The organism is Robiginitalea aurantiaca (assembly GCF_030380815.1).
Classification (GTDB): Bacteria; Bacteroidota; Bacteroidia; order Flavobacteriales; family Flavobacteriaceae; genus Robiginitalea; species Robiginitalea aurantiaca.
In genome coordinates this window covers 340,196-362,817 of the sequence record NZ_JAUDUY010000001.1, presented here as the reverse complement: position 1 = coordinate 362,817, position 22,622 = coordinate 340,196, and the positions used below count along the sequence as shown (strand labels likewise).

The window sequence follows — 22,622 nt, the reverse complement described above, 5'->3', positions numbered from 1 at the left end:
GGCTTATTTTTAGTAATTTAATGCAAACTAAAAACCAAGATAGTGAAAAATCAAATCTTAGCGCTCATTGTACTCCAGTTTTTCATTTTCTCAGACCTGGCCACAGGGCAGGAAATGGCCCAAAAAAGCCCGGATAACGAGACTACCGTTCTCTTTCAGGATGAAACTCCGCTGTCAGTCGTTCTCAGATATTCCGATAAGGAAATGAGACGTGATACGGATGACAGCACATATCTGAAAACCCAGCTCGCCTATCAAAATTCCTCGGGGCAATGGGACTCCCTTGAAATTCGGCTCAGGGCCCGTGGTAACTGGAGGCGAAAAAACTGCTTTCTGACCCCTGTAAAAATGCGCATCCAAAAATCGGAAATGAAGGGCACCGAATTCGAAGGCAACAAAGAATTAAAACTGGTCCTGCCATGCAGAAACTCCGATCAGGGTCACGACTATGTCCTTAAAGAATACATGGCCTATAAACTCTTTGAGGTCATAAGCCCGTATCACTTCAAAACCCGTAGGTTACAAATAGCCTATTCAGACCTCAAAGGAAAAAAAGACAAGACCTATGATCTTGAAGGGTTTGTAATTGAAGATATCAGCGAAGTGGCTGAGCGGTGTAAAGCCAAACGCCTGAAGAGAACGGTGCACCCGTTGCAACAGGATGACCGCACCTCCATCGAAAATGATTTTTTCCAATTCATGATCGGAAATACTGATTATTCATCAGCCTATCAGCACAATGAAAAACTGATTTTTGTCGAGGGAATGAATGCCATTCCCGTACCCTATGATTTCGACATGTCGGGCCTTGTGGATGCAAATTATGCTGTTGTTTCACAGGTCCAGGGAGAAACATTGAACATCACGGATGTCAGAACCCGCCTCTACAGGGGTTTTAAACGCAATCCCGCCCTTTACGAAGAGGTTCGGCAAGAATACCTCAGTAAAAAACCAGAATTTATGAAGGTGGTCGACGACCTGGAACCCAGCTTTAAAAGCGAGAAAGATTTTGAGGATGCCAAATCCTATATCCTTGAGTTCTTTGATATCCTCCAGGACAAATCAAAATTTAACAGCAGAATCCTGAACAAGGCGCGGACCAAATAGATTGATTGTGTTCTGGAGTAATCCCGCTCAGATTAACGCAGTACCTCACTTAAAGAAGCACCCGTCATCCCACCAGCCTCCCTGAGGTTCATGATCCGAAGCAAGGTAGGGGCGATATCTACGGGATGCACTTTACGCGAGGAAGTTCCCTTAGGAATTCCTTTCCCATACCAAAGGAGGGGAACGTGCGTATCGTAGTCATAGCCCGAGCCATGTCCGGCTCCCCGCACCTTGGTAACCGGGGTTCGGTAATCCGATGTGGGCATTACGCCATAATCATAAACAAGTATAACGTCTCCGGAGCGATCCGGATAATATCCCTTTTTAACCATTTCAATCTGTCCTGTAGTATCGCCCGATGTATTGAGGTCATCAGGTGTAAGGGCAAAGCGAACCCCGGGTTGTTCCTTCATAAAATCGGCAACGCTTTGTCTTATCTCCTCAAGGGATTGCCCCTTTTCCTTAATTAAGTCGTGATCCAGATAAATCTGATTGTTTCCGAAATAGGAAATCCATTTAAAAGCACCGTATTGCTGATTCAGCGAAAAGGACAACGCCTGATTGAACTGGGGAATTACTGCGAGGTCAGCCGGTTGATTATTCGCCCTCAGGTAAGACACCACAGGTTGAACCCCGTGATCAGAGGTCAGAAAAACAACATAATTATCTTCCCCTACTTCTTTGTCCAGGGTTTCCAACAACTCCGCTATATCTCTATCCAGCCTGAGATAAATATCCTGGACTTCCACTGACTGAGGGCCAAATGTATGCCCCGCCACATCCGGCGTAGAGAAACTCACACATAGCATATCGACGTCCTCATCCTTTCCCAATTCTTCCGATTTCAAGGCTTCAACGGCAAATTCCGTGGTAATTGTGTTGCCATAGGGGGTAACCCACAACACCTGATAATAACGCGGATCTCCTTCATAAAGCGCACGCATGCCCTTGAGATCATAAGGAAAGGTGGGGGTTTCCTTACCTCTCAGAATACGCTCATGTGGGTTGTCGTCCGGGGCGCTTGCAGTATACTCTTTTAACGGAAGAAGTGTTTTCCAGGTTCTGTTGAGATACTTATTGGCCTTGTCTTTATTGTTGAAACTGATAACCCAGGATGGCAATTCATCCATATAATAAGAACTGCTTACAAAATGTCCAGGGCTGGTTTCCCAGTCCTGCCAATAGGCGGCGTTGGCCTTCTTACCCCCGGGAAGTATAGCACCCCTGTCCTTTAAGGATACACTGATCACCTTGGACCTGGAATCCGATTGCTCCCGAAGAAGATCAGAAATTGTACTTGTTTCCAGTCGGGCGGGCGAGTATCCGGAATAATTCTCCACTACGGATCCCACAATCCGCACGGTAGTGTCGCCTACATTACTCACCAGCCCCTTAGAATTTCTTTCATACCAGGTGTTCTCTATAATACCGTGCACACTTGGTGTGGCCCCGGTATAAATCGAGGCATGACCGGCCGCAGTTACTGTTGGCACATAGTTATAATGCGTATTCTCAAAACTGTAGCCATCCCTCATAAGTCGTTTAAACCCGCCGTCCCCAAAATTCGCCTCGTATTTCTCAAGGAAATCAAAACGCATCTGATCAACGATAACTCCTACCACAAGTTTCGGTGGCTCGCAAGTCTTTTCTTGTGCAAAACCAAGGAAAGAGCAGAGCAACATTGCCGTCCAATTCCATTTTAAAATCATTGATCTGTGGTATTTAAGTCGGGTTACAAAAATTATTATAGCAGGTCTTAAAATACGATTTGTTTTATTTCGGGCCGCATTTTATGGGCATTTTTGGCATTCATGCCAAATGATATATATCATAAACCCTGCCAATCCCTTTTATTACCTTGAAGGATAATCCCAAAAAATGAGCACTGAACATTCAACAGACAAGGCTTCCTGGGCCATTGGTGGCTGCACACTTATAGGGCTGGGTGTTGGCCTTGTTTTTTTAAAAACATCCATTCTATGGTTTGTCGCCTCTCTGCTCATAGGAATCGGGGTTGGCCTGCTGATCATTGGGGTGCTTTCAGCAATAAAAAAGCCATAATAATGTCCCCGTTCGCCTATGCTGTCAATACTCAAAAAATTGAGAAGGTCCTCCGTCTCAAGCGGAAGAGTCAATGGATATTTACTCTATGCATTGGGCGAGATTATACTCATTGTGATTGGTATCCTGATTGCCCTTCAGATTGACCGATGGAACGACCAGAACCTGCAACGCTCCGAAGCCATCGCAGTTTACGAGTCCATAAGCCAGCAAATAATGGAGGATCGCAATAAGTTGGGCGAAGCGAAGACTAAAAACCTCATGTTCTCGAAGGCGTATGAGCGTGCCAATGAGATAATTGAGTTGCGGGATATTTCGAAAGCCGACTCCCTGGCACTCTATTCAGTATTGCTCTCTCAATATTCCGATTTTTATCGGGACGCTCCTATTTACAACACCCTGGCGGTAAGCGGTCAATTAAAACTCCTTAAAAACAAGGAGATTACCCGCGATTTACAAATGTTAGACCTGACCTATAACACGGTAAATAAGTCAGAATCTATCCATTGGGACATTATTATCAATGAACTTTCTCCCGAACTCAGATCGGTAGTCAATTACAACACCATGAAGCCCGTGAAAATCGATCGGCTTTACGGCGTTGAGCTCCAGAATATTTTTATAGAGAGTATCTACCTGACCAAGATCAAAGATGCATTATACGGTCAGGCCATTGCGGAAATAGATTCAATCCTGTCCGGAATTAAGCGGGAACTCAAACCAATATAGATCAAAATCCTATTCCTCTTTGAGTGTAGGATAGGTCACCCCCAACTGTTCCAGATAGGAATCATACTTGGTTTCATCGTAATAAAGGGGCTCTAGCTTTGGACGGAACTCGCTCATTATGGCCGTATTGAGTTCTATTGGCGGTGGATCGTCAGCACTGATCATCGGACGGTATACCGTTTCCTTTTTCTGGACATTCTCAAAATAGTCCCTGGCCTGAGAGAGCAATTCAGGTTGGGTGAGAAAATCCATGACGGTCATCGCCACGACCTTAGCCCCAGCTGTTGCACCTTTATGCGCTATAGGCGTCGCCATTGCTATGGCGTTGGACCAGTGATGTCCCTGAAGCCCGGGCACATTGGATGGAAACCGAAGTGTAACGGTAGGCACGGTCCAGGAAACATCCCCAATATCATCCGAACCCCCGCTTACGGGTCGTTCTACAGGTTTTCTCAGTTCGGAGAGTTCCGTGGAAAGGCCCGTAGTGTCCTTGGAATTTACCGCTTTCTGTACTGCCCTGGCCAATTCCTGATCCGCCTCCGACCATTCCGGAAGTCCAACCTGCTGTATATTGCTGTACATGGTTTCTGCAATCACTTTATTAAAATGCCTGGGCCATGCAGCCCCGACCACACGAGAAGTCATTTCGGTATCTGTCATCATGGCTGCGCCCTCCGCAATATTATTTGCGTCCTCGTACATCTCCATAATTCCCTCATAGGTCACATCTCTGAGATAAAACCAAATAGAAGCTTTTGAGGGGACGACATTTGGCTGATCGCCTGCATCGGTAAATATGGAATGTGACCGCTTTAACGGATGCAGGTGTTCTCTTTTGTAGTTCCACCCGATATTCATCAATTCTGCAGCGTCCAAAGCGGACCTTCCGCGCCAGGGCGCTCCTGCCGAATGAGCCGCCTCACCCTCAAAACTGTATTCCACAGAAATCAGTCCGGTACCCGTGGCCTGTCCCCAGGAAACCGCCAAATTACTACTGACATGGGTGAAAATACACATGTCTACCCCTTCAAAAAGTCCGTCCCTTACAAACCATGCCTTAGAACCCAGGAGCTCCTCGGCAATGCCCGGCCAAACCACAAGGGTTCCTCCAATATTATTTTCCTCCATCAATTCCTGCACAGAAAGGGCAGCGGTAATGTTGAGAGGCACTCCTGAATTATGTCCTTCTCCATGTCCTGGAGCTCCTTCAATAATCGGTTTGTGATAGGCAACCCCGGGATACTGCGAAGCTTTTGGGATGCAGTCCACATCGCTGCCAAGGGCGATCACCGGACCTTCACCGTTAGACCATTTGGCAAACCAGGCCGTCGGAATACCCGAAACACCATAGGTGATTTCAAAACCTGCCTTTTCGAGAATACCTGTCAGGTATTTGGAAGTTTCCACCTCGTGAAAACCGAGTTCTGCAAAACTAAACACCTTGTCCACCATTACCTGTGTTTGTTTGTGGCGCTGGTCAACAGATTGGGCTACTGCCTCCTTTTGTTTGCGGATGGCTGACTTTGAGAATCCTTTCTGAGCATAGGCCTCAGGGCAAAAGACCAGTATAAACAACAGAAGCGAAACGACAATTCGGAATTTGGTTGGAATCATAGGAGTTGGTTTAGAGGTTTAATTTACAAATTAATCCGATGTACCAAAGAATTCTACTCCCTGTATAACCTATTGGATGTGACAAAGATCATGTATGCCTCAAAGGGGAATCCTTATTTTTAGGCTACTTTAAAATATCACAGGCTTCGGATCCTGCCAGATATCAGAAGAAATAGTATCTTTAAATCGATGTCGCAAATAATTTCCATGCTGCTATCAACCCTGCTGCTTTTGCAGAGTGCACATCTTTCCGTCAAAGATCTGGCACAGCTGGATGACCTTCTGGAACACGCAGCCTATCATCAACAGACTTTCGGCGACTCCTTCCTGACCTTTCTGGACAAACACTACGGCAGTCAGAAAGCAGATCACGAGAAAAACCACCAGGAAGAACAGCACGATCATGAAAAACTGCCCTTTCAACAGGTCCCCCATCAGGTCCTGAGCCAGACGCACTTTTTTATCAGTCAGCATTTTAGCTGGGACACGCCACTGGAGCGTAAAGAATCCCAATCACATAAGTACCACTACTTGCTTCAAACCTCCGGAGTCTTCTCTGCAGGGGTTTTTCAGCCACCCCGCCTTTCCTGATTGCATTCGGTTTTTTCATTACCCGGGTACCATACAATGCCCGTGCAACGCATGTTTCTTTATCTGAACAGCTATGCTTTCATCTATCATACATTTTAGTCTTCGCAATAAATTTGCCGTACTGTTGCTGACCTTTGTCATCGCGGCCGGAGGGCTGTTTTCCCTGTGGAATATCCCCATCGGCGCCGTTCCGGATATCACCAACAACCAGGTTCAGGTCATTACAACTTCCAGGAACCTCTCCACCCAGGATATGGAGCGTTTTATCACCTATCCGGTGGAACTCGAAATGGCGAACCTTCCGGGAGTTCAGGAAATCCGTTCTGTCTCCAAATTCGGGTTGTCCGTAGTAACCATTGTCTTCGAAGACGATATGGGCACCTACCTGCCCAGACAACTGATCGCAGAAAAAATCCAGGTAGCCAGGGAGAAAATTCCCGAAGGTTTTGGAACACCTCAAATGGGTCCTATCAGCACAGGTCTCGGTGAAATCTACCAGTACACTCTGGACGTAAAGCCCGGGTTTAAAGACCGGTACGACGCCATGGATTTACGGACGATCCAGGATTGGATTGTTAAACGCCAACTCGCTGGCATCCCCGGGGTCGTGGAGGTAAACACATGGGGCGGCCATCTGAAACAGTATGAAATAGCCATCAGATCATCCCAGCTAAGGGCTATGGATATTACGGCCGGGGAACTAATTGAAGCCCTTGAAAAAGGGAATAGCGTGGCTGGGGGAGGGTATATAGAAAAAGTAAATCAGGCGTATTTTATCCGTGGGGAAGGCCTTATCGGCACCCTTGAGGATATTGAGAACACCGTAGTAAAAACCGTGGATGGCACTCCGGTTTTTGTGCGGGATGTTGGTGTGGTGGGCTATGGTAGTGCGACGCGTTTTGGGGCAATCACAGGAAATGGGGAAGGCGAGAAAGTGCTGGGGCAGGTAATGATGCTCAAAGGCGCCGATTCCAAAGAAGTTATCAATGCCGTTAAAGAGCGGGTAGCAGTGATTTCGAAGTCATTGCCCGAAGGGGTATACATCAATGCTTTCCTGGAACGCAGTGAACTCATCAGCCGAACTACCTTTACCATTACCGAGAACCTGGTCCTGGGATGTCTGATCGTGATTTTTGTGGTGGTCCTGCTGCTGGGTAATTTCCGTTCAGGGATGGTTGTGGCCTCGGTAATCCCACTAAGCCTGCTTTTTGCCCTTAGTATGATGTACCTGACCGGGGTGGATGCTAACCTGATGAGTCTCGGGGCGATCGACTTTGGAATCATTATCGACGGGGCTGTTATTATCGTGGAATTTATCGCGTTTCAGATCAATACAAAAAAGTCAGAGCTCTTATCGCTCAAGGATAAAGAACGACGGGACCTGAAGGACAAGATCACCCTGGAAGGCGCATCGAAATTGATGAATTCTGCCGTCTTCGGACAACTTATTATTCTGATTGTGTTTATCCCGATCCTTTCTCTGAGCGGGGTGGAAGGAAAAATGTTCCGGCCGATGGCGATGACCTTTAGTTTTGCACTGGTTGGAGCCATGATTCTTTGTTTTACCTATGTCCCTGTCATGTCCTCCTGGTTCATTAAACCTGTAAAAAACCCGGAGAAGAATATCTCCCTTCGGCTTATTGGTAAGCTCAACGAATTTTATGTTCCCGTAATCCGGTGGGCTCTGGCACATAAAGGCCCTGTCCTCGGCATGGCAGCTGTACTGCTGGTATCGGCTGGTTTTATTTTCGCGCGGATGGGAGGAGAATTCATTCCAACCCTCGATGAGGGGGATTTTGTTATCCAACCCGTCCTGAAAACGGGGACGAGCCTGAGCAAGACCATTGAAACCACTACGCAAATCGAAAATATACTGATTGCAGAATTCCCGGAAGTGGATCAGGTGGTCACCCGTATTGGGGCTGCTGAAGTCCCGACCGATCCCATGAGTATGGAGGAAAGCGATGTCATCATCACCCTGAAACCAAAAAAAGAATGGGTCTCAGCAGACTCAAAAGATGAACTGGCGGGTAAATTCAAAGAAGCCCTGGAGGTAATTCCCGGGATGGAAGTGGAATTTACACAGCCCATCGAAATGCGATTCAATGAGCTGATTACCGGGGTAAGGGCTGATATAGCCGTAAAAATATTCGGGGAAGACCTGAGCGTACTGGCCCGAAAAGGGGAGGAAATCAGAAAATTGGCCGAGCAGGTACCCGGTGCCGCCGATATTACTGTCGAAAAAGTAGAAGGGCTCCCACAAATGCGAGTCGTTTATAACCGGTCCAAGATCTCCCGCTATGGTTTGCACATCTCCGAAGTAAACGAACTGATTTCGATGGCCTTTGGCGGGCAGATAGTTGGGAATGTCTTCGAAGGTGAAAAAAGGTTCGATATGGTGGTCCGCCTGAATCCCGAGAATCGAAGGGATCTTACAGATCTTCAGAACCTGTTTATAGACCTGCCCGGAGGTGGAAAACTTCCGCTTAGTGAGGTGGCGGAGGTCAGTTATCAGCAGGGCGCAGCAAAAATTTCAAGGGATGACACCCGTAGGCGTATTGTAGTGGGGATCAATGTTCGGGATCGGGACCTTCAATCGGTTGTGGATGAATTGCGAAGCCTGGTGGAAGCCCAGATTCAGTTACCGCCAGGGTATACAATTACCTATGGTGGGCAGTTCGAAAACCTTCAAACAGCCAAATCGCGTCTGGCCATAGCGGTTCCCATCTCACTAATCCTAATATTTGTCCTGTTGTATTTCGCATTCAAATCCTTACGGGACACCCTGATAATCTTTTCAGCCATTCCCCTTTCAGCCGTAGGAGGCGTACTCTTGTTGTGGTTGCGCGACATGCCCTTTAGCATTTCGGCAGGCGTTGGGTTTATCGCCCTGTTCGGAATTGCAGTCCTCAATGGAATTGTGCTTATCGAACACTTTAAAGAACTAAAAACAGCTTCTTTTGAAAACCTGGAAGCCCTTATTACCCAGGGAGCACAAGATCGAATGCGGGCCGTGCTCCTAACGGCCTCCGCGGCAGCTCTTGGATTTCTACCTATGGCGGTTTCAACCAGTTCAGGGGCCGAAGTTCAGAGGCCTCTGGCGACTGTTGTTATTGGCGGCCTGATTACTTCTACCCTGCTTACACTGGTCGTCCTTCCCGTACTATACGCCCTGTTCAGCAAGGTAAAAAACACCGCTTTGCCCAACGGACCGTCTGCCAAAACGCTTGGAATTGCTGTACTTCTGTTAATGCTGGGCCTTCCCATTCAGGCACAGGAAAAACAGCTTGGCCTGAAAGAACTCCTTGAACTTGCAGGAAGTAACAATCCCGGGATTCGCGCAGCGGAGAAACAAATGGAAGCCGCAGATGCCCGAAGGGGTACCGCCCTGGATTTCGGCAAAACGGAATTCTTTTACAACCGGGATGAAGCCAACAGGATTGAAAACCTCGCACTGAATGTCTTTGGGGTCAAACAGGAGTTTGATTTCCCCACGGTGTACGGTGCGCGACGGCAAGTCCAGAACTACCTGGCAGCGGGCGAAAAAAATGGGATGGAAATCCGGAAAAAGGAGGTTTTTCTTGAAGTGAGCAGTACCTACAATCGCTATTTGATCGCTGTGAAAACTTCTGACATCTACCGCCGGCTGGATAGTTTGTACAACGAATTTGAACGTGCGGCCTCCCGGCGCTTTGAGCTCGGGGCAACGAATTACCTGGAAAAGATCACTGCAACATCAAAATCACGTGAGATACGCATTCAACTGGAAGAAGTCCTCACCCAGGCCGGTGTCCTGGAAAATCAAATTCAGAATTTAGTACAGGCGGAAGGCCAATTATCCCTGGCGACTCCCCCGCCTTTAAGGATGATGCTCGAGGTACCTGTCGTGGATTCCCTGCCTGAGATCACCCGATACGAAAATCAGCAGCTCGCCCTTGAGAAACAATTTCGCCTTGAGCAACAGCAACTGTTACCGGCGTTTTACCTCCAATACTTACAGGGAGATAATGGAAGGACGGAGGATTGGTTCAGGGGGTATTCCATCGGCCTTAAAATCCCACTCCTGTTCAACGGCCAGTCCTCCCGCATCCGAACCGCAAGGCTTACTGCAGATGCCTTTAATGAGGAGCAGCGGGAATACGAACTACGGGTTCAAACAAAACTCGAAAGACTGCGTGATGAGCTCGAACAACAGGAAAAGGCGTTGCGATATTATGAAGAAGAAGGACTCGACCTCTCCGAGGCGATTATACGCACAGCCGAAAGCAGCTATCGAAATGGTGAAATCGACTTCTTTCAATATATACTGAGTCTGGAAAATGGCTATGAAATAAGCCTGGAGTATTTAAAACAACTGGAACTGTATAACGAGATTGTTTTGCAAATCAATTATTTAACCTTTTAATCTATCTCAATGAAACCGAAATATTCTTCTTTCATTATAGGGCTGGTCCTGGTGTTTGTGTTCTCCTGTAAAGAACAGAATGGGAAGGCTGAGGTTGAAGCAGGCACGAAAGCATCTCCTGGAATTGTAACCCTGAGCAAAGAGCAGTTTGAGGCCAATAATATGGCTGTAGGCAGGGTTTCCGAAATGAGATTCCCCGAAGTTATACAGGTTAGCGGCACCATTGACGTCCCTCCGGAAAATCGGGCAGTGATTAGCGCCGTTTATGGCGGTTTTGTAAAAAAAACGAGCCTGTTGATCGGTGATCAGGTTCGGAAAGGCGACGTGGTTGCGGTATTGGAGAATCCGGAATTTCTAACCTTGCAACAGGACTACCTGATGGTCCGGGAACAATTGCCCTATCTTAAATCTGAATTTGAGAGACAGCAAACCCTGTTCGAGGAACAGATCAGTTCAGAAAAATTATTCCTTCAGGCCCAGAGTACCTATCGCAGTACCCTTGCCCGGAAAAGCGGACTGGAAAAACAACTCGCCCTGCTCGGACTCAACCCGGAAAGAATCACACCTGCTGAACTGCGTTCTGAAGTTGGGGTTACTGCTCCCATCAGTGGAAAAGTAACTCAGGTGAATATCAGTACAGGCAGCTACGCTTCCAGGGCCTCAGAAATGCTCGAAATCGTAAATCCGGAACATCTGCATCTGGAACTCAGTGTATTTGAACAGGATATTGGGAAGGTCCAAAAGGGGCAACCCATTCGTTTTCGAATTCCCGAAGTTTCCAATACGGAATACGAAGGCACCGTTTACCTGGTTGGTAGCAGTATTGATAAAAACCGTACAGTAAAAGTTCATGGACATCTCAAAGATGAAAGCGATACCTCTCTGATGGTAGGCATGTTTGTACAGGCTGATATCTGGGTTACACCCGGTACGGTTACTGAAAACGAGACCCTTAAGTATATGGCCCTGCCCGCTGAAGCCATTGGATCCGGTACTTCCGGCTCCTTTGTTCTGGTTCAGGAAGCATCATCCGAAACGATCTACAGCTTTCGGAAGGAGGCTGTGAAAACAGGGCCGACAACAGGGGGATTTACAGCCATAACAGATCCTGGCAACCTTAAGGATACAGACCTGGTCCTGATTAAAGGCACCTTCCTTATCCCGGATATGGAATAACTATTTTGAAAGGGCATACAGCCGGTTTCAGTCAGGTTCACCAGCGATCCGTACTGTTTTAAATATTCGCTACTTTAGCAAAAAAGCAATATCATATGGCGGACCGGACTAGGAATCCAGTCGTGCAGATCGCCTTGCTTGGTCTGCTCATTTTTCTCGCATTGTTCATTATTTACGGCCCCCGGGAGCCTTCAGAATCGGATCGGGTTATCGTGGTGGACGAATCGGACGTCGCTCAGTTAATTGCCGGATGGCAACGCACATGGAACCGCCTTCCCACCCGGGAAGAACTGCAGGGTATTTTGCAAAATCATGTTAAGGACGAAGTCCTATATCAGGAAGCACTGAATGAAGGGCTCGACCGGAACAGTGCAGTGGTAAAGCGGGCCTTGATTTCCCAGATGGACCTGATGGCAGAAGGTCAGGGAGAAAAGCGGAATATTGGGGACGCCGACATTGAGGCATATTATAATTTGCGGTCAGACCAGTATGTCAGTCCTGCGGAAATCAGTTTTAAGCAGGTTTATTTTTCAGAAGAAGCAGAACGGGAGATGCTGGAAAATCTGTGTGCCAACTGGAATAGTAATATGGTTGATTTTGAAACGGCGAGGGCCGCCGGGAAAGCAACCATGCTTGCTCCACAGGTTCTTGAATTGAGGTCCGACCTGATAGACCGTGAATTTGGAGAAGGGTTTGCCTCCCGCCTTCTGGAACTGGAATCCGGGCGCTGGCACGGCCCTGTCCCCTCGACCTTTGGATGGCATCTGGTTTATCTCGACACCCTTATCCCCTCAAGAAGGCTCGCCTTAAGCGAAGTTCGTGATGATATCCTGCAGCAATTGGAATACGAGGATAAGGAGGCTGCTAAAGAACAATTCTACACCGAACTCATGCAACAGTACGACATTACGTACAAGGGTATGGCGAAAGAACTGGTGAATGAATAACAGCTGTATCCAAAGACTCAAAAAAGGAGTCTTCCTGCTTCTTATGCTCACTGGCTTTACCGCATCAGCGGATATCGTGTATCCGGCACGGTTACAACTTGTGGAGACAGAGCCGGGAGTCTTTGAAGTGCTCTATGTATTGCCTGTGATCCAGGGTAAAATCGTAAAGGCACAAGCGATTTTTCCGGGATTCTGCGCACCTGTCACAGAACCTGAAATCTCAGTAGACGCCTATCAAAAAAAGACGCGCTGGAAAATACAATGTGGGGGAAATTCCCTCGCCGGGCAGCAAATTGGAATAGAAGGATTGCTGGGCAGCCAGATAGACATTATCCTTGAAGTAACCACCCTGGACGGAAGGATCTACAAGAGCACCCTCAGCCCTGCACGGGCCTTCTACACGATACCCGAAGCTCCCGGGTTAAAGAGTTTTCTGAGGATCGGAACCCTCAGCGCAACAAGGTATACGCTTATCACATGGGGATTATTTCTAATGGTCCTCGCCTATTTTTTATCGCGTGAAGGCGGTCGCTCAGCAGTACCCTTGCTTGCCTTGAGCACGGGGCTGAGCCTGGGATATTTCCTGAGTTGGAATGAATGGCTGCTGGCACCTGCATGGGCTGGGACAGTCATTTCACTTCTGGTAACGGCTGCACTGGCCTCTGAATCTGTTACCAAAAATCAGCCCCCGTCCGGAAAAATTCTCCATCCTGTCCTTTTAAGTCTTGGAGCTGTGGTTGCCGGCGCCGGGTTCGGCAATGAAAAACTCCTTTCGGGTTATACACAAGGGGAAGAGATAATCCTTTTGTGTTTTGCTTTTCTCGGGTTTCTGGGAGGCGCCTGGTTACTGGTGCGTATTGCCAGCCAACTCTTTCGCGTCCTGGATTTACAGGTAGCGGATTTCAGAATTCCTGCCGCCAAACTATTGACAGCAGTTGCCTTCGGAATCCTGGCTTGGGAACTCAGTCTTTTCTGGAATGTTCCCTCCATGTTGCCTTCCATACCCTTTAGCCTGCTTTCCCTTGTTTTGGTTTTGGCGATTTGGAGCTATCACTCCCAAAGCATCGTTCCTGCAGTGCTTGTTCTGCCGGGTCTCATATTGGGTTATGCGGCGGGAATCTACGGTTATTTACTCCCGTATTCCTGGGCTTTCCTCTTGGGCCTGCAAAGCTTCCTCCTCATTCTCATCGTATTCAGAAAATCAATTTCCCCCGTTTTGGCAAGAGGAGTACTTCTGGCAATTGGAATCGCCGGGGGTAATTATTTGCAGTTCTTCGCCTCGGATTCCTTGTCCTATCCCATTGCGCGTTCAGTCTTTTTTATGCTCTTGCTCGCCGTTTTTACGCTTGTACTGAGTTTGTTTTTGGAGCGGATACAAAATCCTGCTGTAAAACGTCAAGTTCTTAAAACCTCAGCCATAGCCGTTTTGGTTACTTGCCTCCTGCTCAGCTTTGTATTCCTGCAGCAGACGTACGAATATTCGATTTCCCCACTGCTTTCATCGGGATTCCTTCCCATTCCCATTGCTTCTGTTTTCGCATTGATTCTGGCGTTCTTATTCTGGCCAAGACGTCGAAAAATCCTGGATCAAATGCAGGTTAAGCACAAGGCTCCCATTTTTTCGGTAATTCTGCTTTTCCTTTCAATCTATTTATTGCCCCTCCAAATCAAAATAGTAAACCCATGGTATACCGCAGACCAAATAAAGCCAGAGGTCGTGCATGATATCCTTGAGAACAAGCTCCTCAATACCTATACTGCCTTTAACATAGCGGATGAAGAAATTCTGTTTGAAAGGTTAAACGAAAATCTTGAAGCAGGCTTGCTCGATCATATTTACCTGGACAGCCGGCGCCGTTTAAATATGGGGCTTCGGGAGGGATCAAAAGTTACCGTTAAGGAGGTAACCCTCGGGGATTTGGGAGCTCCCCTTTCTGAGGGCAACCCGGATAATGGCTTGAGGTATCCCGCTACCTGGACCGTCACCGCTCAGGTAAAACACCTGAAGCACATCCATTACAGGAAGAACAAATACACTGGCACAATTGCATTAAAATCCATTGACAAGGCATGGAAAATTTCGGAAATAACACTGATCTCGGAGGACCGGCAGGTCATCGCCTCGAGCAGGCTGTAATTCGCTGCCAGGACCTCGAGTTCTCTTACGAACCGGGGGGGTTCAGCCTGTCGGTCCCCCAACTGGAAATTTCACGCGGGAAGAAGGTTGCGCTTACCGGCCCGAGCGGATGTGGTAAAACCACCCTAATTCACCTGTTTGCAGGAATCCTTAAATCCGGGAGCGGCATCCTTGAAGTAGATGGGCTGGAACTGGCCAATTACAGCGATCGCGATTTAAAAGACTTTAGAATCCTCAGGCTTGGCCTGATTTTTCAACAATTCGAATTGTTGCAATACCTGAATTGCTTTCAAAACATTTTGCTGCCGTTTCGCTTGAATCCGGTCTTAGAACTGGAGGAGTCTCATCGAAACAGTGCCCTGGAGCTCTTGGAGAAAGTAGGGTTAAAGGATAAGGTCAAAAGATACCCCAAGGCACTCTCCCAGGGAGAGCGACAGCGCGTTGCCGTATGCAGGGCCCTGATTACGAAACCCTCCCTGTTGCTTTGTGACGAGCCTACGGCGAATCTGGATCCGGACAACAGGGATCGAATCCTCAAAATTCTATTTGATTACTGCGATAAGGAAAAATCCTCTATGATCGTGGTAACCCACGACCACGAAATCCTGGATCGTTTTGACCAGATCCTGGATATACGGGAAATTCTACCAAAAACCACTCCGGTTCCATGAAACAGATTTTCTTTCTTGCCTGGAGCTACATAAAATACTATTGGGTTAAATCCCTTTTTCTTCTTTTGGCGATTAGTCTGGTCATATTTATCCCTCTGGCACTGGACCTTCTGGCAGAACAAGGGTCTGAAAAACTAAGGGAACGGGCGGTTGCCACCCCTCTTGTCCTGGGAACCCGTGGAAGTGCCACGGAACTCTGCCTTAGCAGCCTCTATTTTAAAGCGTCCAAACTCGAAGGCATTGCATTCAGCCAGATGAAAGCCCTGCAACAGGATGGGTTGGCGCGCACCATCCCGCTCCAATTGGAATACAAAGTAAAGGATCAACCCATAGTGGGGACAACCCAGGAGTATTTTGCATTCAGGGAATTGCGATTTGCAGAAGGAAGGCCTATGGCCCTGCTTGGCGAATGTGTCCTGGGTGCTAAAGCCGCCCGGGTCCTGAATGTGAAAGTTGGCGGGTACGTGATCTCCTCTCCGGCAGGAGCCTTTGATGTTGCCGGTAGTTTTCCATTAAAAATGAGCGTAGTGGGCATTCTGGACCCCACCCAGACACCTGATGACGATGCGGTATTCACCGACGTGAAAACGACCTGGGTGATTTCAGGAAAGGCGCATGGGCACCAGGATCTGGATGTACAAACTGCCGATAGTCTGTTACTTACCCGATCTTCGAAGGGCGTCGTTGCGAGCCCGGCCGTACTCTCTTACACCGAAATCACCCCAGAAAACATCGGATCATTCCATTTTCATGGCAACCCGGATGCGTATCAGATCAGTGCCGTCATTGCAATTCCAGAGGACAAAAAATCGGAGTTAATGCTCAGGGGGCGCTACCAGCAGGGCGACAGAGACGTACAACTCGTCGTACCTGAACAAGTAATCGATGAATTGGTGGGTACGGTGGTGACCATTCGAAACCTGCTGGTGATCGCGGCATTTTCTATTGGGATGGCCACCCTTTTGATTACCACCCTGGTATTTCTGTTATCGATACAGCTCAGGAGACGGGAATTGACCACGATGAACTATATAGGCGCAGCGCGCGGGGTCATTCGAGGAATCTTATTGACTGAAATAATCCTCGTTATTGGAATAAGTCTTCTCCTGGCACTTTTTTACACTTTGATCTTGCATCAGTTAGGAATACCTTTATTGGAAAATTATCTGGATTGAAATGAAAAAACCTCTATTTGTACTTTTCTCCATGCTTATTGGGCTGGCCTGTAAGAACGACGTAAAACCGGGTTCTGATGATGGCACGCCTGCAAAAACATCCAGAAAAACAGTGGTCTATGTCTCCAACTATCCTCTGTACTATTTTGCACAGCGCATCGGGGGTAGTGCGTTGGATTTGCGTTTTCCCGCCGGGAATGCTGAAAACCCTTCAGACTGGATGCCTTCTGCCGAAGAGGTAAGTGCAATGCAGGATGCAGATCTTATCCTGCTCAATGGAGCCACCTATGAAGGCTGGCTTATGAATGTGAGCTTACCCGACTCCCTGATGATCGATACCTCTGTTGACTTTACTTCCCGGCTGCTGCCCAGCGGAGCAACCTTTACCCACAGTCACGGGGCGGATGGCGAACACAGCCATGAAGGTGTTGCCAGCAAAACCTGGCTGGACCTGGAACTGGCTGCCAAACAAGCGGAAGCAACCAGCCGGTCCCTTATGCGCAAATCCCCTGGCCAGGTGGAATTGTTTAAAGCCAATGCCGAAACCCTGGTTGGGGAGCTCCTCGAGCTCGACCGGGAATATAAGGCCCTGTCGGAGAAGGGATCGTTTCCCAAACCTGCATTTTCCAAACCCATTTTTCAATACCTGGCGCATGGCTACGGCCTGGAAGGTCCATCCCTCGGATGGGAGTCAGACACCGCTCTGGACCACGACAAGCTGCACGAGATTGGTCACCTCCGAAAAGATCCGGGCATTCAGGTACTCATCTGGGCAGACCGGCCGCAGGAAGCTACGGTGAATAAATTAAAAGAGAGTGGGATTCAATCCGTCATCCTTAACCCATTAGATACGCAGCCCGAAAGCGGTGATTTTTTGACGGGCATGTTATCGAATCTTCAGGCCTTAAAATCAGTTATACCTCAAGGTTAAATAGCCGAAAAAGCAGGCGAAACCTGCTTAATAAGGGTGCATTTTAGGAATCTTTACAAATACTCCGGCTTCTAACCCACATCAGGGGCTGGGGTTTTATATCTTACCTCTCCAACCGTGTCTACACTTGAAGCTTCTAATTCAAAAATGCTCTTTTCATGCTGATCAGATTCTGTAACCGTCTCCAAAAACACGGGGCCGGTATTCCATTTCGATATGCTACCACACTTTTTGCCCTGCTCCTGTCCATCTCCTGTCAGGAAACTGCTAAAACCAGGGATGACGCTATGGAAGCAGCTGATTCAGTGGCAGAAACCGCAGAAATAGAGGTAACGCGTTATCCATTGAAAAAAGTATTCTGGGGAGATACGCACCACCATACGGCAATTTCAGGAGACGCCTTTGGGGGAGGCACCCGAATGACACCCGAAGACTCGTATAGAATGGCCATTGGTGAAGCCGTAAAAACGAATTCAGGCCAGGAATTTAAGATGCGTCGCCCCCTGGATTTTCTTTGTATCACCGATCACGCTGAGGGCTTTGGGGTCTTTATAGAGATAGACCGGGGAAATGAAATCCTTATGCAGGATTCCATTGCACGCAGATGGAATCAAATGTTAAAAGGTGGTAAAGAAGAAGCTATGCAGCTTGCCGTGGAAATACCTTCTGCACTCGCAAATAATAGGCTCCCGGAACCGGTTACAAACCCTGAAACAGCCATACCCCTGATGCAGGCGAGTTGGAAAGACCACACAGCTACGGCCGAAAAATACAATAAGCCCGGGGAATTTACAGCATTTATTGCCTGGGAATGGACATCGGTACCCACGGGCAACAACCTGCACCGAAATGTGATCTTAAGGGATGATAAAACAAGGGCTGACCAGATTATTCCCTTTTCGGCCTTGCAGAGTGAGGATGCGGAGAAACTATGGGAGTTTATGGAATCATATGAGGCCAAAACCGGTGGTAAGGCCCTTGCGATTCCACATAATGGAAACATCTCCGGCGGCCTGATGTTTGCTCCCCTTACGATATCCGGAGAGCCCCTCAACAGAGAATACGCTGAAGCGCGCTCCCGATGGGAACCCTTGTTTGAGGTAATGCAGATCAAAGGAGCCAGTGAAACCCATCCCTCCCTCTCTACAGAGGACGAGTTCGCCGATTTTGGGATACAAGGGTGGGATAATGGAAATCTGACTCTTGATATTCTTCAGACCCCGGAACAGCGAAAATATCAATATGCGAGACAGGCTTACCTCAATGGGCTTGAGTACGAAGAGCGTTTTGGCGCAAATCCCTATAAGTTTGGTTTGGTAGGTGCCTCAGACACGCATACCGGTGTTCCGCATCACGATGAAGACATGTTCTGGGGCAAACATGCCACCAATGAGCCAATGCCTGAACGGGCCATGGAAGTGGTTAAAAAACTCAATGGGGTTAGCCGCTATGGATACGGATATACCTCCGCCGGCTATACAGCTGTTTACGCAGAAGCGAATACCCGTGCAGATCTCTGGGACGGGATGAAACGCAAAGAAGCCTACGGCACCTCCGGTACCCGGATAGAATTAAGGGTTTTTGGAGGATTTGATTTTGTAACAGAGGATTTGGGCACAATCCTGGAATCCGGATATGGCAAAGGGGTTCCCATGGGAGGGGATTTAAAAGATGCTGTGGCAGGAAAAAGGATTGCTTTTATGATCCATGCCAAAAAAGATCCGAACTGGGCCAATCTCGATCGAATTCAGGTCGTAAAAGGCTGGTTGGAAAATGGCAAAAAAATGGAAAAGGTCTACGATGTCGCCTGGAGTGGGGACCGTAAACCTGACGCCAAAGGTAAAATCGCTTCCGTAGGCAATACGGTCGACCTGACAGATGGTAGTTTTACCAATACCATAGGGGAACCAGAGCTCAGCGTTTTATGGTATGACCCGGATTTTGATCCTGAACTGGCGGCATTCTACTACGTTCGCGTCCTGGAAATTCCCTCTCCTACCTGGATTCTCTACGACAAGGTAAAATACGGTATCTCGGATGTAGCTGACGATGCGCCACTGGTTCAACAGGAACGCGCATGGAGCTCACCTATATGGTATTCACCAAGGTAAATTCAGAAACATCTCATAAACGTAAACACAAATCAGAAAGTAACACAACCCATGAAACACATCTGCTATTTCGCATTGCCTTTGATTTTGGCTCTTGTACTTTTTTCATGCAAAAGTGATTCCGAAAAAAAACCAGAAGCTTCCGAAATGACTACGGAATCAGCTTCTGAAGGTAGTGGTAACGTCCAGGTTAACCCTCTTAAAGAAGCCTATTTCGGAGAAACCCACCTGCATACATCAGCCTCTATGGACGCCTATATAGGTGGAAACCGGGTTTCAACTGAAGAAGCCTATCGCTTTGCGCGTGGAGAGGAAGTTATGATTAACGGCAGTCCGATGAAGCTAAAACGCCCCCTTGATTTCGCGGCAATTTCGGACCACGCGGAATACCTTGGGGAGACTTACACGCTTATGAACCCCGGGACTCCCGGGTATGATGACCCTATAGCAACGCAGATGCGGGAGGTGGATAACCTTGAAGACGGCCTGGCTCTGTTTGTAAAATATGTGGTCACGCCAAACCGGACCGGATCAAAACCCCACCCGGATTTCTGGCAGGGAGTCGAATCTGTGAAATCCCAATGGCGTAAAAACTTCGAAGCAACCGAAAAATTCAACGACCCAGGAAAGTTTACGACCATCCACGCCTATGAGTGGTCCTCGGCCCCAAAGGCGGGAAACTTGCATCGGAATGTCCTTTTCAGGGATACCGTAGTGCCGGAAGTCCCTTTCAGCGCAGTGGAAGGCCGGGATCCCCAGCAGCTCTGGGAATGGATGAAAGAACAAAAAGCAAAAGGCAGCAAATTATTTGCCATCCCCCACAATTCCAATGGCAGTAAAGGGCTGATGTTCCCGGATAAAGACCTTTCCGGCAACCCGGTGGACGCCGATTACATCCGAACGCGCAACGAAATGGAACCCCTCATTGAGATGATGCAGATCAAAGGGAATTCCGAAGTTTATCCAAAATTCTGGCCGAATGATGAATTTGCAAATTTTGAAACTGCAGAGTCCATTCAGAACTATAGCGACCGGACCTTTGAGGAACGGAACTTTGTGCGGTACGGCCTCAAACGGGGATTAAAGTATCAGGAAGATTTTACCATGAACCCCTTCAAATACGGATTCGCAGGCGGAACAGATAACCATAATGGAGCTCCTTCCAATGTGGAAGAAGACAACTACAGTGTTGGAAGCCATGGGCTTGCGGACCAAACGGCTGAAGCAAGGGTTAACAATGCCATAGATGGTTGGGCAACTGCCTACGATATCAACCCGGGAGCGCTTACCGGCGTGTGGGCCGATTCCAATACCCGTGGGGCTATCTGGGATGCCATGAAAAACAAGGAGACCTTTACCACGAGCGGACCCCGCATCAAAGTTCGGATGTTTGCAGGGTACGGCCTTGCGGACCGTTATGATTCCTACCAGGGCATGGTGGAAGCAGGACTGGCCAATGCCACCCCTATGGGTGGAGACTTACCGGTGAGTTCAGGAGATGCACCTAAAATAATGGTGTGGGCCCAAAAAGATCCGATCGGGCCCAATCTGGACCGGATCCAGATTATAAAGGGCTGGGTTGAAAACGGAAAAATGATGGAAAAGATATATAATGTGGCCCTTTCAGATAACCGGAGCGTACAGGCAGATGGTTCCGTGGAACCCCTCGATGCCCCCGTAAACATGGAAACCGGAGCCTTTACAACGGATAAGGGCGCACCCGAGCTCACCGCTGTCTGGGAAGACCCGGATTTTAATCCCGCCCAGCAGGCCTTCTATTACACTCGGGTGATTCAACTGCCCACGGCCCGCTGGACCCTTTGGGATGAGATCCGGGAAGGCGTAACTTTTCCGGAGTCCGTCGCAAGGACCCTCCAGGAACGGGCATGGGGATCCCCGGTATGGTATACTCCAAATTAACATCAATGTAGTGCTTATGAGGACCCGAATCAAGGAATTCACTCTTCTCTTACTTGCATGCTATGCCGCACAGGTTTCAGCCCAGGCCGAACCCCCCACGACCTGGTTGATGCCGCCCAAGGACCTCTGGGCATTCAGTTACCAGTACCTCGATCTGGAATCGAACATAACCCCTTCCTCGGACGTCGTATTGGCAAATGGTGTTATTGAAGCCTATGTGAATGCCATCCCGATCGTCCGCAGTTTTGCCATTGGGAATAATATTGCCCAGGTCTTCGTCGTTCCGACATTCGGGAATCTCACGGCTTCTGTGAATATTAGCGACATCCCCGGATTCGGAGACCTTGAGATCGAACCGAATGAGTTCGAGATCATCGATAAAACAGGCATGATGGATTCCCAGGTGAATTTTCGGATGGGACTGCACAACGCACCTGCACTGAATATCATAGAGTTCAGCCAATGGGAACGAAAGTTCCAGGTGTACGGATTTCTCGGGGTTACGGTCCCCACAGGAGAATACACTTCCGGGCGGCGGATCAACCTGGGGGCGAACCGCTGGGCTTTTCGCATCGGGGCCCCTATGGTAGTGCCCCTTAATCAGAATAAGAAAAAACCTGCCGACCTGGAAATACATCCGAATCTCACCTTTTTCACAAACAACAATGACCCATTTGTCGGTGAGACCAAAACGCAAAAAGCTTTATTTAAACTAAATGCCACAGTTACAAAAAGCTTTACCCCAAAATTCTATGCCGCCCTCGGTGCAGGTTATCAGTACGGAGGTATAACCAAAATTGACGACCTCCCCAAGGGACTGCGCATCGAACAATTTGGCGCTGGGGTGACAGGGGGCTATACTATTGCCTCGATCATTAAGGTTCAGGCTTCATTGGCCCAGATCTTTTTTAATAAACGCAACGGATTAATGGCCCGGTTTCAAACCACGGTCATCCTGCCATCCAAATCCGATCGAGAACGTATCAAACAAGCCTCAAGTGCATCAGTCAACTGAGCCTTAACAGAACCTGGATCCCAGGCGCTGAC

General features: G+C 48.3%; 16 protein-coding genes. 14 read left to right on the top strand and 2 right to left on the bottom strand.

From position 1 onward, the window contains the following. Positions 1-42 precede the first annotated feature (42 nt). Positions 43-1,107, top strand: coding sequence for a hypothetical protein (locus QU605_RS01555; protein WP_289723500.1), 1,065 nt, complete (start codon positions 43-45; stop codon positions 1,105-1,107). A gap of 32 nt (positions 1,108-1,139) precedes the next feature. On the opposite strand, the gene QU605_RS01550 is transcribed toward QU605_RS01555, so the two are convergent. After that, on the bottom strand, positions 1,140-2,816 hold the full coding sequence (locus tag QU605_RS01550; RefSeq protein WP_289723499.1) for an alkaline phosphatase family protein: 1,677 nt from the start codon (positions 2,814-2,816) through the stop codon (positions 1,140-1,142). Positions 2,817-2,985: 169 nt separating this feature from the next. Between QU605_RS01550 and QU605_RS01545 the strand changes: the two genes are divergently transcribed. Together QU605_RS01545 and QU605_RS01540 are read left to right on the top strand one after the other, a co-directional pair. Continuing rightward, entirely contained in the window at positions 2,986-3,168 is a 183-nt protein-coding gene (locus tag QU605_RS01545; RefSeq protein ID WP_289723498.1) for a hypothetical protein, read from the top strand. Positions 3,169-3,207: 39 nt separating this feature from the next. Next, the gene (locus QU605_RS01540; RefSeq protein ID WP_289723497.1) at positions 3,208-3,897 is read left to right on the top strand and encodes a DUF6090 family protein; all 690 of its coding nucleotides are present in this window, start codon (positions 3,208-3,210) and stop codon (positions 3,895-3,897) included. Between the two features lie 9 nt (positions 3,898-3,906). On the opposite strand, the gene QU605_RS01535 is transcribed toward QU605_RS01540, so the two are convergent. Continuing rightward, positions 3,907-5,511: an amidohydrolase gene (locus QU605_RS01535; protein ID WP_289723496.1), complete on the bottom strand. Its 1,605-nt coding sequence runs from the start codon at positions 5,509-5,511 to the stop codon at positions 3,907-3,909. A 189-nt stretch (positions 5,512-5,700) separates the two neighbouring features. On the opposite strand from QU605_RS01535, the gene QU605_RS01530 reads away from it, so the two are divergent. From QU605_RS01530 to QU605_RS01480, 11 genes are all read left to right on the top strand, one after another. Further along, positions 5,701-6,102: a hypothetical protein gene (locus QU605_RS01530; protein WP_289723495.1), complete on the top strand. Its 402-nt coding sequence runs from the start codon at positions 5,701-5,703 to the stop codon at positions 6,100-6,102. A 73-nt stretch (positions 6,103-6,175) separates the two neighbouring features. Beyond that, positions 6,176-10,507 (top strand): CusA/CzcA family heavy metal efflux RND transporter, encoded by a 4,332-nt coding sequence (locus QU605_RS01525; RefSeq protein ID WP_289723494.1) that lies wholly within the window; start codon positions 6,176-6,178, stop codon positions 10,505-10,507. A gap of 9 nt (positions 10,508-10,516) precedes the next feature. After that, on the top strand, positions 10,517-11,683 hold the full coding sequence (locus QU605_RS01520) for an efflux RND transporter periplasmic adaptor subunit (protein ID WP_289723493.1): 1,167 nt from the start codon (positions 10,517-10,519) through the stop codon (positions 11,681-11,683). A gap of 95 nt (positions 11,684-11,778) precedes the next feature. Then, positions 11,779-12,630, top strand: a complete 852-nt coding sequence (locus QU605_RS01515) for a peptidyl-prolyl cis-trans isomerase (RefSeq protein WP_289723492.1) — start codon at positions 11,779-11,781, stop codon at positions 12,628-12,630. Then, complete coding sequence (locus QU605_RS01510; RefSeq protein WP_289723491.1) at positions 12,623-14,767, top strand: hypothetical protein; 2,145 nt, start codon at positions 12,623-12,625, stop codon at positions 14,765-14,767. The genes QU605_RS01515 and QU605_RS01510 overlap by 8 nt, the downstream gene beginning before the upstream one ends. Then, positions 14,701-15,438, top strand: a complete 738-nt coding sequence (locus QU605_RS01505) for an ABC transporter ATP-binding protein (RefSeq protein ID WP_289723490.1) — start codon at positions 14,701-14,703, stop codon at positions 15,436-15,438. The genes QU605_RS01510 and QU605_RS01505 overlap by 67 nt, the downstream gene beginning before the upstream one ends. Further along, positions 15,435-16,613: an ABC transporter permease family protein gene (locus tag QU605_RS01500; protein WP_289723489.1), complete on the top strand. Its 1,179-nt coding sequence runs from the start codon at positions 15,435-15,437 to the stop codon at positions 16,611-16,613. Before QU605_RS01505 ends, QU605_RS01500 begins: the two co-directional genes overlap by 4 nt. A gap of 1 nt (position 16,614) precedes the next feature. Next, positions 16,615-17,544 carry a metal ABC transporter solute-binding protein, Zn/Mn family gene (locus QU605_RS01495; RefSeq protein WP_289723488.1) on the top strand — a complete coding sequence of 310 codons (930 nt, stop codon included), beginning with the start codon at positions 16,615-16,617 and terminating at the stop codon, positions 17,542-17,544. A 158-nt stretch (positions 17,545-17,702) separates the two neighbouring features. Next, on the top strand, positions 17,703-19,655 hold the full coding sequence (locus QU605_RS01490; protein ID WP_289723487.1) for a DUF3604 domain-containing protein: 1,953 nt from the start codon (positions 17,703-17,705) through the stop codon (positions 19,653-19,655). A 147-nt stretch (positions 19,656-19,802) separates the two neighbouring features. Beyond that, positions 19,803-21,575, top strand: a complete 1,773-nt coding sequence (locus QU605_RS01485) for a DUF3604 domain-containing protein (RefSeq protein ID WP_289723486.1) — start codon at positions 19,803-19,805, stop codon at positions 21,573-21,575. Between the two features lie 16 nt (positions 21,576-21,591). Next, complete coding sequence (locus tag QU605_RS01480; RefSeq protein ID WP_289723485.1) at positions 21,592-22,590, top strand: transporter; 999 nt, start codon at positions 21,592-21,594, stop codon at positions 22,588-22,590. Positions 22,591-22,622: the final 32 nt, after the last annotated feature.